Source organism: Ruegeria sp. YTSC003 (assembly GCF_059609785.1).
On sequence record NZ_JBXWMK010000003.1, the window covers coordinates 139,377 to 162,586 of the forward strand.

At 56.3% G+C, this 23,210-nt stretch carries 20 protein-coding genes; 11 read left to right on the forward strand and 9 right to left on the reverse strand.

Annotated features, from left to right (window positions below; translation table 11 throughout):
- Nucleotides 1-52: 52 nt before the first annotated feature.
- Nucleotides 53-814, reverse strand: a complete 762-nt coding sequence (locus tag AC2FFH_RS07690) for an FkbM family methyltransferase (RefSeq protein WP_496766930.1) — start codon at nucleotides 812-814, stop codon at nucleotides 53-55.
- Between the two features lie 101 nt (nucleotides 815-915).
- On the opposite strand from AC2FFH_RS07690, the gene AC2FFH_RS07695 reads away from it, so the two are divergent.
- On the forward strand, nucleotides 916-1,515 hold the full coding sequence (locus AC2FFH_RS07695; RefSeq protein ID WP_113789565.1) for a superoxide dismutase: 600 nt from the start codon (nucleotides 916-918) through the stop codon (nucleotides 1,513-1,515).
- 200 nt (nucleotides 1,516-1,715) lie between these two features.
- Here AC2FFH_RS07695 and AC2FFH_RS07700 read toward each other — a convergent pair whose 3' ends face one another.
- Nucleotides 1,716-2,636 carry a tyrosine-protein phosphatase gene (locus AC2FFH_RS07700; protein WP_496844142.1) on the reverse strand — a complete coding sequence of 307 codons (921 nt, stop codon included), beginning with the start codon at nucleotides 2,634-2,636 and terminating at the stop codon, nucleotides 1,716-1,718.
- Between the two features lie 106 nt (nucleotides 2,637-2,742).
- Between AC2FFH_RS07700 and AC2FFH_RS07705 the strand changes: the two genes are divergently transcribed.
- Entirely contained in the window at nucleotides 2,743-3,654 is a 912-nt protein-coding gene (locus AC2FFH_RS07705) for a LysR family transcriptional regulator (RefSeq protein WP_496766932.1), read from the forward strand.
- Nucleotides 3,655-3,877: 223 nt separating this feature from the next.
- Here AC2FFH_RS07705 and AC2FFH_RS07710 read toward each other — a convergent pair whose 3' ends face one another.
- The 4 genes from AC2FFH_RS07710 to AC2FFH_RS07725 all read right to left on the reverse strand — a co-directional run bounded on the left by AC2FFH_RS07710 (nucleotide 3,878) and on the right by AC2FFH_RS07725 (nucleotide 7,331).
- Nucleotides 3,878-4,606 carry a hypothetical protein gene (locus tag AC2FFH_RS07710; protein ID WP_496844143.1) on the reverse strand — a complete coding sequence of 243 codons (729 nt, stop codon included), beginning with the start codon at nucleotides 4,604-4,606 and terminating at the stop codon, nucleotides 3,878-3,880.
- A 75-nt stretch (nucleotides 4,607-4,681) separates the two neighbouring features.
- The gene (locus tag AC2FFH_RS07715) at nucleotides 4,682-5,266 is read right to left on the reverse strand and encodes a hypothetical protein (RefSeq protein WP_496844144.1); all 585 of its coding nucleotides are present in this window, start codon (nucleotides 5,264-5,266) and stop codon (nucleotides 4,682-4,684) included.
- Nucleotide 5,267: 1 nt separating this feature from the next.
- Nucleotides 5,268-6,560, reverse strand: a complete 1,293-nt coding sequence (locus AC2FFH_RS07720) for a M16 family metallopeptidase (RefSeq protein WP_496844145.1) — start codon at nucleotides 6,558-6,560, stop codon at nucleotides 5,268-5,270.
- Nucleotides 6,561-7,109: 549 nt separating this feature from the next.
- Nucleotides 7,110-7,331, reverse strand: coding sequence for an IS110 family transposase (locus AC2FFH_RS07725; RefSeq protein ID WP_496844146.1), 222 nt, complete (start codon nucleotides 7,329-7,331; stop codon nucleotides 7,110-7,112).
- Nucleotides 7,332-7,610: 279 nt separating this feature from the next.
- Between AC2FFH_RS07725 and AC2FFH_RS07730 the strand changes: the two genes are divergently transcribed.
- Nucleotides 7,611-8,063, forward strand: a complete 453-nt coding sequence (locus tag AC2FFH_RS07730; RefSeq protein WP_496844148.1) for a baeRF12 domain-containing protein — start codon at nucleotides 7,611-7,613, stop codon at nucleotides 8,061-8,063.
- Nucleotides 8,064-8,112: 49 nt separating this feature from the next.
- Here the strand turns inward: AC2FFH_RS07730 and AC2FFH_RS07735 are convergent, their stop codons facing one another.
- The gene (locus tag AC2FFH_RS07735; protein WP_496844149.1) at nucleotides 8,113-8,664 is read right to left on the reverse strand and encodes an LOG family protein; all 552 of its coding nucleotides are present in this window, start codon (nucleotides 8,662-8,664) and stop codon (nucleotides 8,113-8,115) included.
- Nucleotides 8,665-8,790: 126 nt separating this feature from the next.
- Between AC2FFH_RS07735 and AC2FFH_RS07740 the strand changes: the two genes are divergently transcribed.
- The 3 genes from AC2FFH_RS07740 to AC2FFH_RS07750 all read left to right on the forward strand — a co-directional run bounded on the left by AC2FFH_RS07740 (nucleotide 8,791) and on the right by AC2FFH_RS07750 (nucleotide 12,489).
- Entirely contained in the window at nucleotides 8,791-10,128 is a 1,338-nt protein-coding gene (locus AC2FFH_RS07740; protein ID WP_496844150.1) for a LysM peptidoglycan-binding domain-containing protein, read from the forward strand.
- A gap of 79 nt (nucleotides 10,129-10,207) precedes the next feature.
- Nucleotides 10,208-12,007, forward strand: a complete 1,800-nt coding sequence (locus AC2FFH_RS07745; RefSeq protein ID WP_496844151.1) for an ABCB family ABC transporter ATP-binding protein/permease — start codon at nucleotides 10,208-10,210, stop codon at nucleotides 12,005-12,007.
- Between the two features lie 158 nt (nucleotides 12,008-12,165).
- Nucleotides 12,166-12,489 (forward strand): hypothetical protein, encoded by a 324-nt coding sequence (locus tag AC2FFH_RS07750; protein WP_496844152.1) that lies wholly within the window; start codon nucleotides 12,166-12,168, stop codon nucleotides 12,487-12,489.
- A 59-nt stretch (nucleotides 12,490-12,548) separates the two neighbouring features.
- On the opposite strand, the gene AC2FFH_RS07755 is transcribed toward AC2FFH_RS07750, so the two are convergent.
- Both AC2FFH_RS07755 and AC2FFH_RS07760 read right to left on the reverse strand, forming a co-directional pair.
- The gene (locus tag AC2FFH_RS07755) at nucleotides 12,549-16,346 is read right to left on the reverse strand and encodes an efflux RND transporter permease subunit (protein WP_496844153.1); all 3,798 of its coding nucleotides are present in this window, start codon (nucleotides 16,344-16,346) and stop codon (nucleotides 12,549-12,551) included.
- Nucleotides 16,343-17,575, reverse strand: a complete 1,233-nt coding sequence (locus AC2FFH_RS07760; protein ID WP_496844154.1) for an efflux RND transporter periplasmic adaptor subunit — start codon at nucleotides 17,573-17,575, stop codon at nucleotides 16,343-16,345. Before AC2FFH_RS07760 ends, AC2FFH_RS07755 begins: the two co-directional genes overlap by 4 nt.
- 225 nt (nucleotides 17,576-17,800) lie before the next feature.
- Between AC2FFH_RS07760 and AC2FFH_RS07765 the strand changes: the two genes are divergently transcribed.
- The 5 genes from AC2FFH_RS07765 (at nucleotide 17,801) to AC2FFH_RS07785 (ending at nucleotide 23,199) form a co-directional block, all read left to right on the forward strand.
- Nucleotides 17,801-18,472 carry a hypothetical protein gene (locus AC2FFH_RS07765; RefSeq protein WP_496782609.1) on the forward strand — a complete coding sequence of 224 codons (672 nt, stop codon included), beginning with the start codon at nucleotides 17,801-17,803 and terminating at the stop codon, nucleotides 18,470-18,472.
- Between the two features lie 42 nt (nucleotides 18,473-18,514).
- Nucleotides 18,515-19,837: a PQQ-like beta-propeller repeat protein gene (locus tag AC2FFH_RS07770; RefSeq protein WP_496782611.1), complete on the forward strand. Its 1,323-nt coding sequence runs from the start codon at nucleotides 18,515-18,517 to the stop codon at nucleotides 19,835-19,837.
- A 48-nt stretch (nucleotides 19,838-19,885) separates the two neighbouring features.
- Complete coding sequence (der, locus tag AC2FFH_RS07775) at nucleotides 19,886-21,349, forward strand: ribosome biogenesis GTPase Der (RefSeq protein WP_496740460.1); 1,464 nt, start codon at nucleotides 19,886-19,888, stop codon at nucleotides 21,347-21,349.
- Between the two features lie 163 nt (nucleotides 21,350-21,512).
- Nucleotides 21,513-22,499, forward strand: a complete 987-nt coding sequence (locus AC2FFH_RS07780; protein ID WP_496766942.1) for a fatty acid desaturase — start codon at nucleotides 21,513-21,515, stop codon at nucleotides 22,497-22,499.
- A gap of 91 nt (nucleotides 22,500-22,590) precedes the next feature.
- Nucleotides 22,591-23,199, forward strand: a complete 609-nt coding sequence (locus tag AC2FFH_RS07785) for a helix-hairpin-helix domain-containing protein (RefSeq protein WP_496766943.1) — start codon at nucleotides 22,591-22,593, stop codon at nucleotides 23,197-23,199.
- The last annotated feature ends 11 nt before the right edge of the window (nucleotides 23,200-23,210 follow it).

The following is a 23,210-nucleotide window of genomic DNA, read 5'->3' on the forward strand; positions in this document are numbered from 1 at the left end:
CAGATTGGTAAGTGAGGAAACAACTACTTAGACAGGGCTAGCGGCCGCATTACTAGATAGAAAAAAGTACCGTGCGGTACCGCGTTATTTCCGTTGGGCTGAGCGCTTTTTGCACATCCAGCGGGCTTCCGGTTTCGTCGCTTACTTCAGAATAAAAGGAGAGGCTTTCCAGCAGGTCCGATGTCCGCTGGTACCTGTCTTCTTCGGGCAAAAGCGGTGAGTGGAGTGAGAGGTACAGAGTAGGTCGCGTCCGTTTCAACCAGGGCAGGATCGTTGGCAGCACAAAAAACTCAGCCCCCTCAATATCCATCTTGACCAGAGATACACCCGACAGGTCATTCGCGGCCTCGAACTGGTCCCATGCGATCGTCAAGGCGTCGTTGCCGTGTGTTCCGTCATGCAAAAGTGAGCTGGTGGAATCGCCCGGCTCGCCGCGTACCGACGCCATGCGTGCCACTCCGAACTGATCCGACAACGCCACGCCAAAGGCCGAAACATTGCGGATGTCGTTCAGGTCGAGGTTCCAGGCCAAATGCCGAAAAGCCGTCGGATCCGGTTCGAAACACCAGACGTGCCGCGCTTGGCGGGCACCGTACAGAACCGTGGGGCCAATCCACGCACCGATGTCCAGATAATCCCGATCTGCCGACAGATACTTGTCGAGCACCGCGAAAGTTTCAGGCTCCCACTTGCCATCAGACGCCTTGCGCCAAAATTTCGAATGATAAGGGTCCAGACGAAACGGCTCGCCATTCAGCTGGCCCGCATAGTATCCGCGGGCGCGGTAAAACATCTTGCGCGCCTGTGTAAGCATCGCCTGCCTCCGGGTTTTCTTGTCTCGGCTCTTGACCTGCGGCGGCTGCCAAAGCATTTAACCTTGGGAACCGCAACTTACATTTTTAACAGGGGGCCGATATGGCTTTTGAACTTCCTGATCTTCCTTATGCACATGACGCGCTGGCAGCCAAGGGTATGTCCGCGGAAACACTGGAATATCACCACGACCTGCACCACAAGGCCTATGTCGACAACGGCAACAAGCTGATCGCTGGTACCGAGTGGGACGGCAAGTCGCTGGAAGAGATCATCGTTGGCACCTACGACGCAAACGCCGTCGCGCAAAACGGCATCTTCAACAACATCAGCCAGCTGTGGAACCACAACCAGTTCTGGGAAATGATGGGGCCCGGCGGCAACGCAATGCCCGGTGAGCTTGAAAAAGCACTGACTGAAAGCTTTGGCTCGGTTGACGAGTTCAAGTCGCAGTTCAGCGCTGCTGGTGCCGGTCAGTTCGGCTCGGGCTGGGCGTGGCTGGTCAAGAACGCAGACGGTTCGTTGGCTGTGACCAAGACTGAAAACGGCGTGAACCCGCTGTGCTTTGGTCAAACCGCGTTGCTGGGTTGCGACGTGTGGGAGCACTCCTACTACATCGATTTCCGCAACAAGCGTCCGGCTTACCTGTCGAACTTCCTCGACAATCTGGTGAACTGGGAAAACGTTGCATCGCGGATGTGATTGTTAACCCAATAAGGGTTTTTCAAGGGCCTGTTGGCGGTGACGCTGGCAGGTCCTTTCTTGTTTAGATAGCTGTTTTTGATGGTGATGCTGCGTTTTGCAATCCGCATCGATTGACTGCTTCGAGCCCGAAGCAACTGATGCTTCAGGTCGTACGATTGTCGGCAATTAGAAAACCGTTTTTTTCGTTTGTCAGCGCCTCAGTTCTGCACGAGTAGGTTTTGCCTGATCGCCTCCACCTCCTTATCACTGATGCCAAGAATATCGCGGCGATAAGTGTCAAAAGAGCCATGAGCATCCTTGACCGCCTGAAGAGAGGCTGTGATTTGTTCCGGATGCGCACCGAAGGCCGGGCGCAGCGAGTGGGGGCCCTTGCCAACCAGTTGCTCGAGCTCGTCGTAGGTGAAGGCATTGGTGGTCAGGTAATCGCGCACGACATCCTCTTCGGAATAGCCTAACGTCAACATGGTGACGGCCGCCATGTATCCTGTGCGGTCCTTTCCGCCTGCGCAGTGAAATAGCATCGGAAAGTTGTTCGCATCGGTGAGCAGATGCAGGAACCGGGACACCTGCGGATCAAACTTGGTCGCAAAGTCCCGGTAGCGGTCAATCCTGATCTGGCGCAGGTCGACATCGTGATCCGCAAGCATCTGGTCGATCTCATCGAACTTGCCGTCAAACCACATTGGGCGGATTTGAGACGCGATCTCGATGGGCATGATCTTGGCGATGTCGGCTGGATCCGAGCCAATGGGCAGATTGGCGTTGAAATCCACCGAAGGAATCTGCGCGTTTGGGTGCGTTTCCAGTTCTTCCGGGGTACGCAAATCAACGATGGTCTCGATAGCGAGGCCATTCAGCTCGGCAATGGCGGCATCGGAAAGGCCATCCAACTGATCCGAGCGAAAGAGCACACCGGGCCTGATCCCCGCATCAGGAGTTGTGAGTTCGCGAAAATTCTCAAGCCCATGGACCGGATGGGTAACTTTCACGTCTTCGCACTCCGATGGCAGATCAATGTCCAAAGCAGTATTGCAGGCTGTTGTTTGCGCGGTCGCTGCTCCGCCAGTGAATGTGCACGCAATTACCGCTGCCAAGCTCAATGGGGAGTGCGCTTTCATACCGTTTGTCCTCAATGCAAAAAATCTCTTGATCAGATGCTCTTTAATCAGAGGAAGGATAGATATAGAAAGTTAAAGTCCATAGGATTTTTAGATGGAGTTACGAATGCCCGAAATCGAGCAGTTACGCGCTTTTGTCACTGCTGTTGAGTGTGGTTCGTTCTCGGCCGCTGCGCGAAAGCTGGGCAAAGCTCAATCTGCCATTAGCGCGACGATCTCCAATCTGGAAATCGATCTGGATCTGTCGTTATTCCACAGAGATGGTTATCGCCCCGTGTTAACGGAAGCCGGTGAGTCACTGCTAAAGCACGCAAGGTCGGTATTGAGCAGCATGGACATGCTTCGGGGGCAAGCCGAGGCGTTAAGCGGATCTGTTGAGCCAAGGTTTTCCTTCTTTGTCGAAGATGGGTTGTTGGTGGATCGTGTTCGAAGTTTGTTAACAGGCACAGCCGATAGGTTCCCAAGCCTGGAACTCCGGGTGGAGCAGCTTTCGAGGCCTTCTGTTCTAAAGGCAGTTCAATCAGGTGATGCAGACGCTGCTTTCGTATGTGAGGCGCCCAAGGAGGCGCAAAGCTACAGATGCCTGGGCGTCGGGTTTCAGAGGGTGGTGCCCGTGTGTCACGCTGACCACCCGCTGGCTAAACTGGCGACCGTGGGGCGGAAAGACCTGTCCCAATACCGTCAAGCGGTGGAACCGAGTTCAGAAGCCTCAGTCGCTGGAGACCGCATATTCAGCCCGGACGTTTGGATCTCAAGTACTTCGATCACCAGAAAGGCGCTTGTGATAGGTGGCTTGGGCTGGGCAGAGTTGCCGGTCGTTTCGGTGGAGCGAGAAATCTTAGGCGGCGAGTTGAGGGTTCTGGAGTACGAATTCGCGCAGAACGCGATCCTGAGGACGGTGGATTTCCTCACAACAAACGCGACCAACCAAGGGCCTGTGATGAGGTGGCTGACGAGTGAAATCACAACTTGGGATCAGCGCGCCTGGATTGGCGATCATCAGGTTGGCAGGCGATAGCAATGCCGACATTCAAGCAAATTCAGCGAATTCACTGTTTGTCTGCAAAGCTGAATTGAATCGGCAGAAAACCTGCCATTTCAACTTTCTGTACTGCCGCAAGTCCGGTCTGAGCCTAATTTGCACAATGCTGCACTAAACACCTATGACTGCTCTGCGCGGCGAATGAGCTTCGCAGGGGCTAGTGCTTCCTTTCAAAAGGCCAACTACAATTGCATTTCGTTTAAAGGTTTTCAGCACTCGGCAGCGCATCAAGGCAAAACCTTAAGGGAGTGCTTTTGGGCAGCGCACAGTAACCTTTTGACGGCAAGATGTCCGAAGGTGAGCTTCCGCCTCCGATCAATATAAGGAGGAAATCCTCCAAAGGCGGCAAAAGCTCACGTGAGTTTGCTGCCGTCTGCTCCAATGACAGTGATTGAAAAGCGCTAAAAAGCGGAATTTCGATAGTGCCGTCAGTACCCTCGGGATATTCGTGCAGGTATTGTCGCGCACCCCAGACAGGCTCAGTAAAAAAATCGCGATAGTAAGCCCGGTCCAACCGACTGAACTGAATCCCCAAACCTTCTTGTTCAATTTTCCCGCTGCGGACACTCTGGTAAATGTCCGTTATTCTCTCATAGACTTCGGGCCAGTTCACGGCCTCAACTGTGGCGCTTAGCGAGATAATCGCCTTTTTCTTACCCATGACAACGAAGTCTGAGCGTGGATCGTAAGCCGCGCGCAATTCCTGGCGGATAATACGAAACATCTCGGATCCTTGACTGGCACCGATGTAATCCACCAAGACATTTGTCCCAACCTGGTCAATCTCATCTTCAAACTCTTCAGCTTTGACAAAAAGGATCAGCATCTCGGTAGAGTCAGGATCGGCAAAGTGAATGACACCCGTCGGAAGGCTGAAATCTTCCTCATTCGTGCCAATCAACGCTTCAGCCCATTTTGCGAAAGGCAAATTCCACTTTCCCTTCAGGCGCGGAAGCTTGCTGACCAATCGAAGAGTGCGGCGTTCTACTTCTTGGTCTCCGGATCATAGGATTGCCTGAATGGGTTGACCAAAACGAAATTCGCCACCCCCAACCTCAGCATCTGCGTCGCCAGGTTCGTACTCCAGGAAATGCGCCACTTCCTTCAGAACATCTTCTGGCCTCCTGGTTCTGGTAGACTTGGTAGAGTTGAAATACTGCAGCTCTCTTGCATACCAGTCGTCCGAGCATTCCGCCTCAAGCAAGAGGTTTTCGAGGTGAACGATGGTCTCTGGAAAGACTTCGTTTGGCGCCGAGACCGTGAGCATCAGACTACGGCGACTTGTTTCGACGTAATGCTTGATCCCTTTCAACTGCTTGTACTCAGCAATTTTGTAGGAAGAACGGCTTGATGTTCCTCCAGAAATTACACTTGAGAGACCTGCACGCAATGCGGCCACCCGGTCTATCGTCGGTCGATCTATCGGCCAAACCAAGGTGAGCTCAGAAATGCCGTTTTCCAGAGGCATCAGATAGGCAAAATTTGCATCACCGGTCGTTGCGATCAGCTCCGCACGGACCTGCTGCGCTGACAGCAGGCTGAGAACCAATAAGAGAGAGGAAATGAACCGGCTTTTTAATGTCTGCATGTTACTCTGCTTTTTCGGCCAACACGACCGAAGTGGCTGATGGCTTGATGACCTTTTCGGCAAAATCAATAACGTCCTGATCTGTCGTATCGTTCAAGATGTCGACAAATACAGTCGGTGTGAGAGGGGGGAAACCATCAGAAGCCACATTCGACAGGAATGATAGAAACTCTGTGGGCCGGCGCGCGGCATTTCTGGATCCAACGACCTGCATCCGGCGCGCTTGATTGATTTCATCCCTTGTGATCGGTTCGTTCAACAAATTGGCCAGAGTTTCTGTCAGATGGTTATGCGCCGCGTCCAAGCTGAAGCCGGGCATTAGGTGCAAATCTATGGTAAGTTCCAGATCAGCATTTTTGGCAAAAAACCAGTCAGCGTCGACGCTGAAAACGCGCTCGTCTTGATAGTACAGGGCCTTGTAAAGCCTTTCGTTCAAAACATCGGTGGCGATAAAAAATGCGCCCTGCATATCGATGCTGGTTGATCGATCTTCGAAGTCCACGAATTTCGCAAACTGGATTGTGTCATGCGCCAACTTGTCCGACCGAATGCGTTCAACAAACCGAACCTCAGGGTCTGGTTTGTCGTCTAACCAGCGTTTTTGAGGGGCCTCAGAAGGTTCGGTGTCCTCAAATATACGAGCAACGAGTTCTTCAGCTTTACTAGGTTCAATTTGTCCCGACACGATTAACGTCACATTGGACGGCGTATAGTGAGTTTTGTGAAACTGATAGGCCTTCTCAAGGTTCAATTGCGGAAGATCTTCAATGGTGTTGTCTGCACGGCCGCGCAAAGTGCCGTAGAGGTTTTGAAGTGCAATTCTTCTGAGCCAACGAAGCGGAGACTGCCTTTCACGAAGAAATGTTTCACGCTGCACGATATCAATTTCGCTTTCCGCAAATCCTTCTGGCAGCGATGGCGTGTCAAGGACTGCCCGAGACAGCTGCAGCAACATTTCTATGTCAGAAGGTACGCCGGAATTCGTGTACACCGTTGATACGTTATGCGTTGTCGCGTAGATATCGCGCCCTCGGGGCTTTCTAAGTATTGTGGCGTCCGCTGAAAACGCGGCCAGATGCTCAGCTAGATGAGCTGTACCGGATGGTTCTGGATCATCATACGCCCCCGATAGAACAATTAGCTGCACGTCCACACGGTCGAAGTCATCCCTCGGAACCACATAGGCTGCGTATAATCCGCCTTTCTCAGAAAGAGGGGTGACGCCTTGAGCATGAGCAGTTCCAGCAAACACCAAGAGGACAAGCGAAAAAAACAATACGACTGTGCGCATCATAATCCTTTAAATTATGTCACTTAGTCCAAAAAAAAATCCGTCATCAGGCGTTTAACGAATGCGACAGTGATTTACTAAATGCTTGTGGGATACGAGCTGCTATTTCAAGCCGCCAATTGAAAACTTGCCGAAATGTGTTCGACACGAGACTAAATACGCGCGGAACTCGCACCTCAGCTCTCTATGGAGAGATCACCCAAAAGTAATACATCGTAGAGCAGCAGCGAGTGACAGTTATCCTCCAGAGATCAAGAGGGAAGCGTCTGCTTTGCCCGGCGATCCAGCTCTCAGTAGGTTCTGTACAGCATCACGCGTGCATCTAGGAGCGGCAGAAGCGCACGCGCGAGATCTGGATGCCTCGATCAATGGTATGACCCGTTCGTCGAAAGACCCCTGATCAACATGCGACGGCAATTGCTGGCCGAAGACCCTGAACAAGCCGCGGACTTCGTTGGTCAAATCGATGCATTTCCTTTGAACAGCCGTGCGGCTTCTCAGTAGTGTTCTTAGCGCGTGTGCCTTGCGGCTCTTGATGAAAAATTTACAGAATCAATTAGATCGCAACACCTGTGCAATCCCTCGCGCATCCGTTTTGTCGGTCTTGTTACGTATCGCCGAACGAGTCGCGTTCACTTGCCGTGCTTCCATCCAGACCACATCAAGACCAGCGGCCCGAAGCCCATGACACAGGTGCCGGCTCATTGAAGCAAAACCAAATTCAATCCGACACTGACTGGCAGACCCATCAATTTGGTTAGCCCAAATACCCATGCTTCGTCCCGCAAGCTGACATTAGCCAAAAAGCTATTCGACAGTGCCGGCGTGACCCTGCAACTCCGCCGCAGGAGAAAACCTGCCTATACGTCAACTTTCGAATTGAGACCTATTGTACGCCGCCCCGCAATACCTAGCTAAAGTATGCGGAGGGAGAGAGCTGCAAACCACTAAGAAAACGGTCAGGCACCGCGCTGAATGACTTTGGCGCGTCTCGGGTAAGCTGTGCCTGACGCATGAGGGATGGCCAAAAAAACGCCATTACAGGAGAACACAATGGTCGAACTTGCACAGGGAACATGGGTTGTCATCGCCGACGGGGAAAAGGCGCTGTTCATGGAGAATATCACCGACGCTGAAGATCCCAATCTGGTTGTCGTATCCGTAGAAGAAAGCGACGGACCAAGGACCAAGCCCTCGGACCGGGCCGGTCGTCGTTTTGACACGGCGCCACATCAGAAATCGGCCGTGGAAGAGAGCAAATGGAAAACCCATGCGAAATCCCTGTTCGTGCAGGATGTCGCCAACCTGTTAAACCGTAAGGGTTTAAAAGGGGCCTATAAACGATTGGTCCTGGTAGCCAGCCCGCATGTTCTGGGGTTGTTGCGTCGGCGGTTGCACAGCGAAGTGCTGGGTAAAGTGGTTGCCGAGGTCGATAAAACTCTGACCAATCATCCGATGCATAAGGTCGAACAGGTGCTGCGACAGCGCCTTGCTCCGGCGACTTGAATTTGGCGATGGCAAACGGGCGGTTCTGGCCGCCCGTACATCTGTCAGCCTAAGTCAGAACTTTCCTGAGCGTTGACATTGCAGCCTTCGGGCCATCGACCCAAGTGATGAAATCCGACAGCGATGCGTCTGCAAAGCCTTGGCCGATGACCTGTTGCAACAGCTCGTGCAGCGTATCCCAATAGCCATCCACATTCATGACCAGAATGGGCTTTTCGTGCAGGCCCAGCTGCCGCCAGGTGAGCGCCTCGAACAACTCATCCAGCGACCCCGGGCCGCCGGGCAGGACAATAACCGCATCGGCGTTCATGATCATGACCTTCTTGCGCTCGTGCATCGTCTCGGTGACCACGAAACGGGTCAGGTCCGTCTTGCCGACTTCGCGTTGCAGAAGGTGCACGGGGATGACGCCGAACGTGTCACCACCAGCGGCTTGCGCAGCTCGCGCGACCTCGCCCATTAGCCCCACATCCCCGGCCCCGTAGACCAGCCGCCAGCCTTCTTTGGCCAAAAGGGTTCCAAAGTGTTGCGCCGCGTCGGAATAGGCCGGATTCGCGCCATTTCGTGACCCGCAATACACACAGACAGATTTCTGAGACATGGGTTGGCTTCTCCGGGCTTGTATATGGTGTTTTGACCCGTGATAGCGGGATTGATAGATTGGCTCAACCGTTAGGCAGAATGTGTTTTGCTCAAAGCACTTGCGCTGCGGAGCGAAAGGAAAAGAATGAACTCCAAGTCGGGAAGCGAAAGCTCCGGTACTTTCATCTGGGGGGTGATTGCCGGCATCGTTGCATTAGTCGGGGCGGGCGGGTTGTACCTGTCCGGCGTCTTCGGGACGGGTCCTCAGGAAGCTTCACCGCAGCAAGACACCTCTGTCCAAACCACGGAAGAGGCCAGTTCGGTTTCCACACCGTCCGAGGATCAGAGCACAGCAATTGAGGAACCGGAAACCGCTGATCCGTCTGAATCCGCGACCGCACCGGCGACGGAAACGGCTGAGGCTGACCCGGGTGTCGCGCCACCGACTCTGGACCAGATCTTTGTTGAGCCGGACGGCAATACCGTTCTTTCTGGCAATGCAGAGCCAGGCACGGATGTTCGTGTCCTGCTGGATGGTGAGCAAGTGCACAGCTTTACCGTCGATAACACCGGTCAGTTTGCCGAGTTCCTTTCGATTCCATTTTCAGACGATGCGCGCGGGCTTACGTTGGAAACTGCGGGCCAGGATCAACCCGTTCGTTCGGACGACTATTTGATTGCAGCCTTGCCTGAACCTGAACCTGAACCTGAACCTGAACCGACGACCGAGCAGGTCGCCGCTGCCGAAACGGGTGACGCTGCGCCCTCCGGCGACGAAACAGCAGGGGCACAAGACACACCCTCGTCAGAGCCAACAGATGAAACGACGACCGGGGATGTCGAAACGGCGGATGCGCCCGCAGAACCGTCTGCGGATCAACCCCAGGAGACGGCACAAGAAACCGCTGAAGAAGGCGATGAAAATCAACAAGTTGCCATTCTGCGTTCCGGCGAGGACGGGGTTGAGTTGGTTCAGTCTCCAACCGCCGAACCCGACGCCTCGGACGAGGTGGCTTTGGACACGATCGGCTATTCCGACGTTGGCGACGTAGAGCTTACCGGCCGGGTCCCGGACGGGTCTGCGGTGCGACTGTATCTGGATAACCAGCTTGTTGATGATCTGTCGCCGGTTGATGATGGTAAATGGCGCAGCGAACTCGAGGGAATTGATCCCGGTATATATACATTGCGCGTCGATGAAATCGCCTCGGATGGTACAGTGGTCAGCCGCCTGGAAACCCCGTTCAAGCGCGAACCGCTAGAGGTGCTGCGCGCGGCAGAGGCCAGTGATGAGCCCGAGGGCGAACCAGATACGCCCCCGATCCGCGCGGTCACCGTGCAGGAAGGCGACACGCTTTGGGCCATTTCGCGCGACCGGTTCGGTGATGGTATCCTGTACGTGAAACTGTTCGAGGCCAACCGCGGCGCGATCCGCGATCCTGACCTGATTTATCCCGGTCAGATATTCACCATCCCGGAATAAACTATTGCCGCTGGCCCTCGGTGGGCCGGCGGTCTATCTCTGACCGCAGATCAGGTACGTGATGAGACGAGCAGCGCCAATGACATCAGCCGATACGCCCACGTCCGACGAACGCAGCTCTGGCTGGCGCACGATCCGGAAAGTTGCGCCCTATATGTGGCCCGAGGACGAGCCTTGGGTAAAACGACGCGTCGTTCTGGCCATGGGCATGCTTGTTTTGGCCAAGCTTATCGCGGTCTATACTCCGATCCTTTACAAGGGCGCAGTTGATAGTTTGGCGGGTGAGGGCGTACCGCCGCTTGCGTTGGGTGCTATTGGTCTGACGGTGGCTTATGGCGTCGCGCGGATGATGACCGTCGGCTTCCAGCAGCTTCGCGATGCGGCCTTTGCTCCGGTGGGGCAGCGGGCCTTGCGCGCGCTGGCGTTGGAGACGTTCCAGCATATCCACCAACTATCCATGCGTTACCACGTGACGCGTCGCACCGGAGGGCTTAGCCGGATTATCGAGCGTGGTGTGAAAGGCGTGGAATTCCTGTTGCGCTTTTTGCTGTTTTCGATTGGTCCGCTGATCCTGGAACTGCTGTTGGTCGCGATCATCCTGATGTGGCTGTTCGACGTCTGGTATCTGGTTGTCGTTGCTGTCACCATCGCGCTGTACATCTGGTTCACCTTTGCGGTGACGGAATGGCGCGTGAAGTTGCGCCGCGAAATGAACGATCAGGATACTGAGGCCAATCAACGTGCCATCGACAGCCTGCTGAACTTTGAAACCGTCAAGTATTTCAATGCTGAATCGCGCGAGGCGGCACGGTATGATGTGTCGATGAAGGCCTATGCCGGGGCTGCGCTTAAAACGGCGTATTCGCTGGCCTTCCTGAATTTCGGTCAGTCCCTTCTGATCACTTGCGGGCTGATCGGCGTGATGGTTCTGGCGGCCATGGGGGTGCAACAGGGAACGCTGACCGTCGGCGATTTCGTCATGGTCAACGCCTATATGATCCAGATCACCGTGCCGCTGAACTTTCTGGGCACTGTCTACCGGGAAATCCGCCAATCGCTGGTGGATATGGGGCAGATGTTCGACTTGCTGGAACAACCGACCGAGGTGCAGGACAAGCCCGGCGCGCCAGATCTGGTGGTCAGTGGTGGTGAGGTGGCATTGGACAATGTGCGCTTTGGTTATGATGCGGACCGCGAGATCCTCAAAGGTGTGTCGCTGACGGTACCTGCTGGTCAGACTGTTGCAATTGTCGGTGCCACAGGTTCGGGTAAGTCAACGATAGGCCGCTTGCTGTTCCGGTTCTACGATGTCACCGGGGGCGCGTTGAAGATCGACGGGCAGGACGTGCGCGACGTGACCCTGAACAGCCTGCACTCAGCCATCGGTGTCGTGCCGCAGGACACGGTGCTGTTTAATGATACGATCCGGTACAACATCGCTTATGGCCGGGACGGGGCCACTCAGGATGAGGTCGAAGCCGCAGCCAAAGCGGCACAGATCCACGACTTCATCGTGACGTTGCCCGAAGGTTATGACACCAAGGTAGGCGAACGGGGCCTGAAGCTGTCGGGTGGCGAGAAACAACGGGTGGGCATTGCGCGCACCCTTCTGAAGAATCCGCCGATCCTGCTGTTGGATGAGGCGACCTCGGCGCTGGACACAGATACCGAACAGGACATCAAGGACGCGTTGGCGCGGGCTGGTGAGGGACGGACCGTGCTGACGATCGCGCACCGCCTGAGCACCATTGCCGAAGCGGACCGTATTGTTGTTCTGGAACGCGGAGAAATCCTTGAACAAGGCACCCATGACCAGCTTTTGCAGCGCGAGGGCCGTTACGCGCAGCTCTGGAGTCGCCAGCAAGCGGACGCGGCCTGATCCGGTCATGAGGGTAATTCCTGAGGCCGGGCAGAACAGCACTGCAAAAATGCGTTCATTCCCGCAGGTTTAATTTGACGTTCATTTTCCTTGGTGACAAATCACCTAAAGTCACGGTGCCAGGTTCTTTGGCCGGACCTTAATCAAAGGAATATCTAATGAAAATGCGTGCAGCAGCAGCCTTGGCCGCAACTGTTCTTATGGCGACTTCGGCATTTGCCGAGGATCTTGAATTTCTGGTTGTGAATGAATCCAGCGCGGATCTGGTCGAGTTCAATGTCTCACCTGCGTCTTCCGGCAGCTGGGAGGGGAACCTGCTGAGCGGTGGCTATGTCGCGCCCGATTACGAAATCGATGTTGTCATCGCGGATGGCCTGACCACATGTGTCTACGATATTCGGGGGGCGTTCGACGATGGGTCGTCGGCTGAAGACTTCGGTCTGAACCTGTGTGATTTGGGTGAATATGTATTCACCGATTAAGTCTTAGAGACTAAGTCCTGGAGAAGAAAAATGGCGAACCTTGCGGTTCGCCATTTGCATTACTCGGCCGCCTTTAGGGGTGACGTTGGCGGGTGATCGGGACGCTCATCTTTGCCTGCATCCGGTGCGGGCGCAGTCGGCGTCTCATCCCCCCAGACAACCTCGGTGGCCTGTACCTGACGGGCAGCGTGACCAACAGCCATATCCTGGGCGATTTGGCTGGAACGACCTGCAGTGGCCCGTGCCAGCGCCTTGGCCAGCCATACCGCATAGGTGGTGACCCACACCCGCAGCGCCAGGAACGATGGCGTCACAATCAGGGTCAGAACCGTTGCAATACCCAGCCCAAACACAACCGCCGTAGCCAGCTGTTTCCACCACAGCGCAGTTGGGCTGTCGATAGAATAGCCGCCATTGATGAAGTCCAGCGACAATCCGAACATCATCGGCGTCAAACCGGCCATCGTGGTCAGGGTGGTTAGCAGAACCGGGCGGATACGCGCCTCTGCCGTGCGGATGATCGCTTCGATCCGGGGCATATACCGGCTGTATTCCTGATAGGTATCGATCAGAACAATGTTGTTGTTCACCACGATCCCCGCCAAGGCCACAATCCCTGTCCCGGTCATGATGATCGAGAAAGGCTGCTGCATGACCATCATCCCGATCAAAACGCCGGTGGTCGAAAGCACAACAGCCAGCAGAACCAGCACCGAGTTGTAGAACGAGTTGAACTGCGCCAGCAGGATCACAAACATCAGGCCTAAAGCAGCCAAGAAAGCGCTGGACAGGAAAGCCTGGCTTTCTGCCTGATCTTCCTGATCGCCGGTCCATTCCCAACTGACGGTGCTGCCGAAGGGATTGGTTTCAAGCCACTCGGTCAGCACGGCAATGCGTTCGTTGGGGTTGATCAGGCTAATCCGGGCGTTTCCAGATTCCAGATCGGCGCGCACTGCATCGACATCTTCCGCACCCGTCAACATTACAAGCTCAAAATTGTTGCCGGTCGGTCCAGTGATGATCGCGCCTGTGGGTTCTGTACCTTCCACGACGCCGCGCACGACCGCCAGCCGCTGTTCCGTGCCATCCGCGTTATCCATCACAACTTTGCTCAGGCCCGGTTCAACGTCGGCCTTCACGTCATAGTAACGCTGCTGGTTGATCCGGTTGATCTCGGCCAGTTTGGCCACTGGCTTGCGGGTGACAAAGTTCGACAAAGGCACCAGCCCATCTGGTGTACGCACTTTGAGCGTATCCAGAGTCGACAAAACCCGATCTTCGTCGGGCAGGCGAACGCGGATTTCGATTTCCTCGTCCACGCTGTCGGGGCGCATTTCGCCCAGCAGCAGCCCGCGCGTGACCAGTTGCACCATCGCGCCGACGGTTGCCACATCCGCGCCGAAACGACCCGCTTTGGCAACATCCACGTCGATTTGCCAGTCGATGCCGGGCAAGGGCAGGGTGTCTTCGATCTTGATCAGGCCGGGTGTTTCATCGAACATCTTACGGGCCGCAGCAGTGGCTGAGTTCAGTTCTTCCCAGCCGTCCGCCTTGATGCGCAAATGAACGGGTTTGGCCGAGGCCGGGCCCTGTTCCAGGGGCAGGATTTCCACGATGAAGCCCGGAATCTTCGCAAGTTCGGCGTTCAACTGATCGAGCACGAAGTCACCGTCATATTCCGGGGCAACCGTTTCACGGTCGATCAACCCGCCGAAGATCGGTTCGGACACGTTGGGCCGGTCTTCCCACGGGATGATTTCGAACTGGACGCGACCGACAGTGTCTGCCGGTGCTTGCGCACCTCCATTGTTTTGGTTGAGCCCGCCTTCTCCGGCAAAGGAAAACACGTTCACGACTGCGGGATGTGCGCTGATAATTTCTTCGGCCGCCAGTACCATCTGGTCCTTTTCGACCAGTGATATGTTGCCACGTGCACGAACATAGGCCGTGGCTTGCTCGGGTTCGCTTTCGACGAAGAACTCTACACCCCGATTGTTGTTCCCAAATGCGGTCATGACTGACATCACGGCGAAGCCAATGACGACAATCGAAACAATCGGCATGATCGGGTTGCCGACCAGGAACTTGATGACATAGCCAAAGGGGGTGTGTTCGCGCGCTGTATGTACATGCTGATCTGGTGCGCGTTCTATTTTGGCGGCACTCAACGTAACAGAACCAGCAAATGCTCCAAAAATGAACAGGAAGGCACCAAGCAGAACTGCTCCGAATGCGCCTTCGGGCAACAGATAGGTCGGATTCAGCAGTTGCATCGCACCAAGGAAGATCAGGTACAGCGATGGCGGCACCATAACCGCACGAACCCACCACCGGGTGCGCGCGCGCAGCCAGTCAGATGTGCGGTCAAAAACCCGGCTCAGACGTCCCGAAACACCGCCCATGACAGGCAGATAGATCAGTGCAACGATCAACGAGGCAGACAGAACGAAGATCAGCGTGACAGGCAGCATGCCCATGAATTCACCCGGGACACCCGGCCAAAACAGCATCGGCAGGAAGGCACATAGGGTTGTGGCTGTGGATGACACGATAGGCCAGAACATGCGCTGCGCAGCCTCGACATAGGCGTGCATCGGGCCAACGCCCTCTTTAATGCGCCGGTCAGCGTATTCCACAACAACAATGGCCCCGTCGACGAGCATACCCACTGCAAGGATCAGGCCGAACATCACGATGTTCGAGATGCTGATGCCCATGACTGCCAGGAAGGCGAAACACAGCAGGAATGAGGTCGGGATCGCAAAACCCACCAGCAATGCCGCGCGTGTGCCCAAAGAGGCCAGAACAACGATCATCACCAGTGCGATGGCCGTCAGAACCGAGCCTTCGAGCTGGCTGACCATCGAACCGACGATGCGGCTTTGGTCGTTCGAGGTGCCCAGCTGGATTGCGGCCTGCATCTCGGGCGGCCATTTGGCCTGCGCAGCGGCAATGGTTTGTTTCACACCCTCGACTGTGTCGATCAGGTTGTAGCCCTTGCGCTTGACCACCTGCAACGCGACGGTTTGTTCGCCGTTGAAACGGGCAGTGCCTTCGCGGTCCTCAAAGGTATAGTTGATCTGCGCCAATTCCCCCAGGGTGACGACCCGGTCGCCATTCACTTTGACCGGCAGGCCATAAACATCCTGCGCGGTTTTGAAGGAAGAGGGGATCTTGACCGAGAATGTGCCCTGTGCGGTTTCGACCTCACCGGCAGCGATCAGCTGATTGTTGTTACGCACAACGTCGATAAGCTCGGCGGCGGTGACGTTGTATGCCTCAAGCCGAAGAGGGTCGATAATGACCTCAAGCAATTCGTCGCGGTTGCCCGCGATACCGGCTTCGAGCACCGAATCCATCGCCTCAAGGTCGTCCTGCAACGCCTTGGCGACTCGCGCCATAGTGCGCTCGGGGACTGCACCCGTCAGGTTGACGATAACGATTGGGAACTCTGAGAAATTGATCTCGGTCAGCGAGTATTGCTCGGCTCCGTCGGGGAATTCGGCCTGCGCGCTGTTCATCGCGTCGCGCACATCAGCCATGATCGCGGTCTTGTCCCAGCCGAAATCGAACTCCAGCGCCACGCCCGCATACCCTTCGGCGGCGGTCGAGGTCATCTCTTTCAGCCCATCTAGGTCAGCAAGTTCGGTCTCCATTGGTTTGACCAACAGATTTTCCGAGTCCTCGGCTGAGATGCCCGGAAACTGAACCGAGACAAACAGGGCAGGGATTTCAATGTCGGGCTCGCCTTCTTTCGGCAGGCTGACATAGGCAAAGCCGCCAACCACCAATGAGATGGCGATGAAGGCCAGAACCATTCTGGCCCGGCCGGCGGCCCAACTGACGATTCCAGTCATTTCGAAGCTTCCCGATATGTGGGTTCAACTGTGACGCCGCGGGTCACGAACTCTTGCCCGATGACGATCACGTCCAATGTTTCGGGCAGGCCGCCGACCCAAACGCCTTCGGCTGAATCACGCAGAAGAACGACGGGCTGGAAATCGACCACGTTGCTCTGGCCAATGGTGCGGACACCGAGTTGACCGTTATTGCTCAGGGTCAGTGCCGATTGCGGCAGGAAATGCGCCTTGGCCCCGGCGGCCGAAATGCGGATGTCGGCGGTTTGGCCGTCCCGAATGGCCAGTTCCGGGTTCGGAACAGTGATTTCGACCTCGAACGTGCGGGTTGTTTCATCGGCCGAGCGGCTCAGGAATGTCACACGACCAGAAACCTGCAGGCCAGTGACCAACTGCGCCGTGGCTTCGGTTCCGACGATGATGCGGTTAACCTCGGTTTCTGGCACAAAACCCACCAGCTTGATCGGGTCCAGTTGGATAACGGTCGCGCATAGCGCACCGGGCTGCATCAAGCTGCCCAATTCTGCGGTATCGCTTTCCAACAATCCCTTGAAGGGTGCTGTGATCGTCTGGCGATCGATTTCGCGTTCCGCGGCTTTGACCTCGGCAGTTGCGGCTTCGATCCCGGCGCGGGTGGCCTCAAGACCGGCTTCGGCGGTCTTGATACCGGCCTCGGCGGTTCTCATCGCCGCCTCGCTTGAGATTCTGCGTGTCTCAGATCCAAACCCGGAGTCGGACAGTTTATTCGCAGCCGTCAGGTTGATCTCGGCCTCGGCGACACGCGCATGTGCCTCTTCCAGGCGGGCTTCGGCTTCTGGAATGCGGCTTTCCGCCTCTAACTTGGCAGCCTTCGCTTCGGCCAAACTGGCGGGGCGGGTGCCTGGGTCAAGCTCGCACAGAAGATCGCCGGCTTCGACAAACGTGCCTTTGCGCTTGGGTTCTGAGATGACCGTCGATGTGGTTTCGGCCAGAACTTCGACCTGGCGATTGGCCTTGGTCTGGCCCCGCAACAACACGGCGCTGTCAATTTCACGTGCAGTTGACCTAACGGCAACGACGCCAATCGTCGCCTGATCCACGTCCACGACTTCGCCAGATTCGCTGGCAACCTCAGGGCTGGCCTCGGCTTCCGCGCGCCCGGCGAAAGAGAACAGGCTGTCCCGTTCGAAAACCAAAAAAAACAAAACAACAATAACCAAAGCGGCGTTTGCTAATGAAATCAATCGCATGCAGGACTACTCCCAGAATTCTGCGCCACATTTTTTTTGCGGTCATGCTAGAAAGTGGGGACGATTATGTATCGTTTCCACACTAAACTGAATAGTTCGGTTTATTTTTTTCTACAAGAGGGCAGGCCACGGGTTGGATTGTAAAAAATCGGGCTCTTGGCTTGGCGATTGCGCCGGGGTATGACATGGCGCCATACACCAAGGATGCAGCCCCGGAGGGCAGGGATGAGCGACGTCGACAGTTTTATTGATGAGGTGACCGAAGAGGTACGCCGGGACCGCCTGTTCTTGCTATTGCGCAGATGGGGTTGGGTCGGTGTGCTTGTGGTTGTCCTGATCGTGGGCGGTGCTGCGTTCAATGAAGTCCGCAAGTCGCGCGCAACCAGTCAGGCGCAGGATTTGGGTGATTCAATCCTGGCGGCGCTGGCACAGAATCAGTCGGATGACCGTGCAGCCAGTCTTGCCGCTGTCGAAACGCAATCGCCGGGTGGGGATGCGGTTCTTAACATGCTGTTGTCGGCTTCTCAGATTGAGGCCGGATCGGAGCAGGATGCGGTTGCCAGCCTGAATGCCATTACGTCCCAAGGGGATCTGCCGGAAATCTACCGCGCGATCGCGGCTTTTAAGGCGCTGCTGCTGCAGAGCGACACTTTGCCCGCAGCCGATCGTCGTCTTCAGTTCGAAGCGCTGGCCGCGCCGGGCGCTCCGCTGCGGTTGCTTGCCGAAGAACAATTGGCCCTGATTGATGTGTCCGAGGGCAATGTTGACGCGGCCATCACGCGGCTTCAAGCTTTGCGTCAGGACGCTGAGGTTGGCGTGGATTTGCAACAGCGTGCGGCTCAGTTGATTGTAGCACTGGGTGGCGAACCAGAGCCGCTGATCGCCCAACAGGGCTGATCTGGTGGCGGCAGGAAAACTTACAGGCGAGTTCGGAATATCATGGTAGCAAGTCTATTCTCCCGTATTGGATTGCCGATGGCAGCCCTTTCATTGACCTTGGTCGCCGCCTGTCGGGAACCCGAGGTTATCTTGCCGGGACCGCGGGAAGATATCCGACCTGCTGCCGATACCGAAACGGTGGAAACCCGCGGCTCAAAACCGATCAGCCTTCCGGCGCAAAGAGCCAACGCGAGTTGGCCGCAAAGCCCGGGCACGGCCGCGTTCCGGACGACCAATGCACAGTTGCGCGCAACACCGCAGCGCATTTGGTCCGCTTCAATCGGACAGGGTGACTCGCGCAAGCAGCGGATCACGGCTGATCCCGTTGTTGCGGGCGGGTTGATCTATACGCTTGATGCCGGCGCAACGGTGTCTGCCGTGTCGCCGCAAGGGCAGGTCGTTTGGAACACCGATCTTATTCCGCCAAGTGATGGCGACTCGGATGCCACGGGTGGCGGCATGGCCTATGACAACGGTGTGCTTTATGTGTCTTCCGGATACGGCCGCCTGACAGCGCTGGATGCCAAAACCGGTGCAGTTCGTTGGCAGAAAAGGTTGAACGCGACCGGCAGCGGCGCGCCTTTGGTCAGCAACGGTCTGCTGTATCTGGTGGCTGGTGACGAAACTGGCTGGGCGGTCAACACCAAGGACGGCCGCATTGCCTGGCAAATTCAGGGCACCCCAAGCGTTGGAAACGTTCTGGGTGCGCCGGCGCCAGTGATAGCATCAGATTTTTCCGTGTTCGCCTTTGGCTCGGGTGATGTCGCAGCGACCTTCCGTCGTGGGGGTATTCGCCGCTGGAACGCATCAGTGGCCGGGGGACGTCGCGGACGTGCGGCGGCGCAGATCGTTGATGTGACCGGCGGACCGATGGTGGTGGGTGATAAAATCTATATCGGCAACCATTCCGGGCGCACGGTCGCGTTTGACGCCAATTCGGGCGAACGGATGTGGACCGCGGACGAAGGGGCCGTCGATACGGTCTGGGCCGCTGGCAACAGCATTTTCCTGATCAGTGATCGCAGCCAACTGGTCCGATTAGACGCCGCGACCGGAGCGATTGTTTGGGCGCAGGACCTGCCGGGTTTTGTCAAGGATAAGCCGGGACGCCGGGGGGCGGTCTACGCGCATTATGGTCCGATCATGGCGGGTGGGCGCATCGTCATCGCCTCGAACGATGGCTATGTTCGGTTCTTCAGCCCTGTTGACGGAGCACTGGTGAACCGTGTCGAAGTGCCAGGTGGCGCGACCACGGCACCGGTTGTGGCGGGCCAAACACTGTACGTCGTGTCGACCAAAGGTGATTTGCACGCTTTCCGTTGACCACAAGATGCGCTAAAGGGCGCGTCTGAGTCTTGAAAGTTGAGTATCATGTCGCTGACCCTCGCCATCGTGGGGCGCCCGAATGTGGGCAAATCCACCCTGTTCAATCGCCTTGTGGGCAAACGTCTGGCTTTGGTCGACGACCAGCCCGGCGTGACGCGCGACCTGCGCGAAGGCCAAGGGCGTCTGGGGGATCTGCGCTTTACCGTGATCGACACTGCGGGGCTTGAGGACGCGACCGACGACAGCCTTGAGGGCCGCATGCGCCGCCTGACCGAGCGTGCGGTGGACATGGCAGATGTCTGTCTGTTCATGATTGACGCGCGCGTTGGGGTCACGCCGACCGACGAACTGTTTGCCGAGATTCTGCGCAAACGTTCCAAACACGTGATCCTCGCGGCCAACAAGGCCGAAGGAAACGCAGCGGATGCGGGTGTGCTTGAAGCCTATAACCTTGGCCTGGGTGAGCCGGTGCGCCTGTCGGGCGAGCATGGCGAGGGAATGACCGATCTTTATTCCCAGCTTATGCCATTGGCCGATGCCGCTGAGGAAAAGGCGGTCGAGGATGCACCGGAAACCGATATCGAACTGGATGAGGACGGCGAGGGCGAGACGCCCCTGATCAGCGCTGAAAAGCCGTTGCAGGTGGCAGTTGTTGGCCGCCCGAATGCCGGTAAATCCACATTGATCAACAAGATCATTGGCGAAGACCGCCTACTGACCGGGCCAGAGGCCGGTATTACGCGCGATGCCATCAGTCTGCGGATCGATTGGGCCGACCCGGACGGAGACAGCACACCGATGCGTATCTTTGATACCGCCGGTATGCGCAAAAAAGCCAAGGTGCAGGAAAAGCTTGAAAAGCTTTCAGTCTCGGATGGTCTGCGTGCCGTGAAATTTGCCGAAGTGGTGGTGGTTCTGCTGGATGCGGCCATTCCCTTCGAACAGCAGGACCTGCGTATTGCCGATCTGGCCGAGCGCGAGGGTCGTGCCGTTGTTGTCGCCATCAACAAATGGGACATCGAAGAAGATAAACAGGAAAAGCTGCGGGATCTGAAAGAGTCGTTCGAGCGCTTGCTGCCTCAATTGCGTGGCGCACCGCTGGTGACGGTCTCGGCAAAAACGGGCCGGGGGCTAGAGCGCCTGCGCGCCGCGATTCTGCGGGCCCATGACATTTGGAACCGCCGTGTGCCGACGGCCGCGCTGAACCGCTGGCTGACGGCCATGTTGGAACAGCACCCGCCGCCAGCCCCGCAAGGTCGCCGGATCAAGCTGCGTTACATGACACAGGCCAAAACCCGTCCGCCGGGCTTTGTTGTCATGTGTTCGCATCCTGACAAAATGCCAGCCAGTTACACCCGGTATCTGGTCAACGGTCTGCGCGAATCTTTTGACATGCCCGGTACTCCGATCCGCCTGACTTTGCGCGGACAGGGGGACAAGAACCCGTACAAGGGACGCCGTAAGAAAAACGCGGGTGCCTTGGCCAAACATCTCAAGGGTCGCGCGTAACTGCGCCAATTTTCAGCATTTTCGGCTGAGGGGCGTGACAGCCCCAATTCCCCACGCTAGCATTCACTGGCGTGCATCTGTTTTGTGCGCGCGTAATTTCACGCGGAGCTTCCGCACCAGTTTTTGACAACCATTGGACCTGACCAACGTGAGGAGCGGCTGGATGGATCTGAGGGAATACACTCGGCAATACGCGGTTCAGGACAACAGATTGGCCGCGCTGAGCTATTTTGGAACCTTCGCGATGTATTTCACATCGCTAGCGCTGGCGATTGCCTTTGTGGATCGCTGGTATGTCATGATCCCGGCCGGGGTCGTCTTTGCCTTTTCGGCGGTGCGCCTGTACGTGCTTCAGCACGATTGCGGGCATCACTCGCTGTTTGAAACACGTCACCAAAACGAGTGGGCGGGGCACGGGCTTTCGCCGTTCACCTTTGCGCCTTTCGAGGTGATGAAACAGAATCACAACCTGCACCACGCCGGTATCGGCAATCTCGAGCACCGCGAGACGGGCGAAATCCACACAATGACCGTGCGGGAATGGAACAAGGCGGATTGGAAAGGGCGCTTGTTTTACAGGCTCTACCGAAATCCCTTCATCCTGGTTCCGGCTGGGGCGCTGTTCACGTATTTCATCCGCTACCGGTGGCCCAAGAACACGGTTCGGTTTGGCGTGAAGGGCGTATTGCTACACAACTTGTCGATCATCGTATTTCTTGGCCTTCTGTATTTGATCGCCGGCACCATGGGTATTCTGGTGTGGTTGGTATTCTCTTTGTTGGGCGGGATGCTGGGTGTTTTTCTGGTCTATCTACAGCACAATTTCGAGGACACGTATTGGGATCGCCGTCCGGATCTGGACCCGCAACTGGCCGCGCTGCAGGGATCATCGGCGCTGGATTTCGGGTGGTGGTTCGACAATGCGGTTGCCTGCATCACGCTGCACGACATCCACCATTTCAATGCGCGTATTCCGTCATATCGGCTGCGTGCATGCCACTATAACCTACCGCCCGAATTCACGCCGCGCCGGATCAAATTCCCCGAGGCAGTCGCGGCTTTGAACCTGAAACTGTGGGACGAAGACGCCAAGCGGCTTGTTCCGTTTCCCGGAAAAGATCAATCCGGTAACCTTGCACACAGTAGCTGACACAAATGACCTGCAACTCTGAGCACTGGCTTGTGAGAGCGTGTTTCTGGTATACATAAGATAATGCAGGGAAAATCGGAAAGGACAAAGAATGACCGCAGTGACCGCAATAAAAGGCGTTGGAGAGGGGCTAGGAAAGTCACTTACCGCCAACGGTTTCAAAACCGCTGAAGCCGTTGCCAAGGCAACCCCCGCTGCACTGGTCAAAGTTCCTCGTATCGGCAAAGCCCGCGCAGCCGTTTTGATCGCCGCCGCGAAAGAGGCGATTGCGGCGAAACCGGCAGCCGCCAAGCCCGCCGCGGCCAAGCCTGCCGCCAAGCAACCTGCTGCTAAAAGAGGAACGCGCCGCGCACCTGCCAGAAAACCCGCAGTGCGCCGACCAGCGACCCGCAAGACCATTGCCGCCGCCGCTGCCGAGAAACGGGCGGAAGAGGCTGCGCGCAAAGCGGCTGAGGAAAAGGCCGCAGCCGAACTGGCAGAAGCCAAGGCAAAGAAGAAGGCCAAGGCCAAAGCCAAGGCTGAAAAGGCCGCTAAAAAGCTTCAGGAGATGGAAGCCGTCTTCTCGAAAGCCAAGGACAAGGTGAAGGCCAAGGCGAAGAAAGATAAAAAGAAAGACAAAAAGAAAAAGGCCGACAAGACGGACAAGAAGAAAGATAAGAAAAAAGACAAGAAGAAGGATAAGAAAAAGGCGAAGAAGTAACCCTTCTCCGA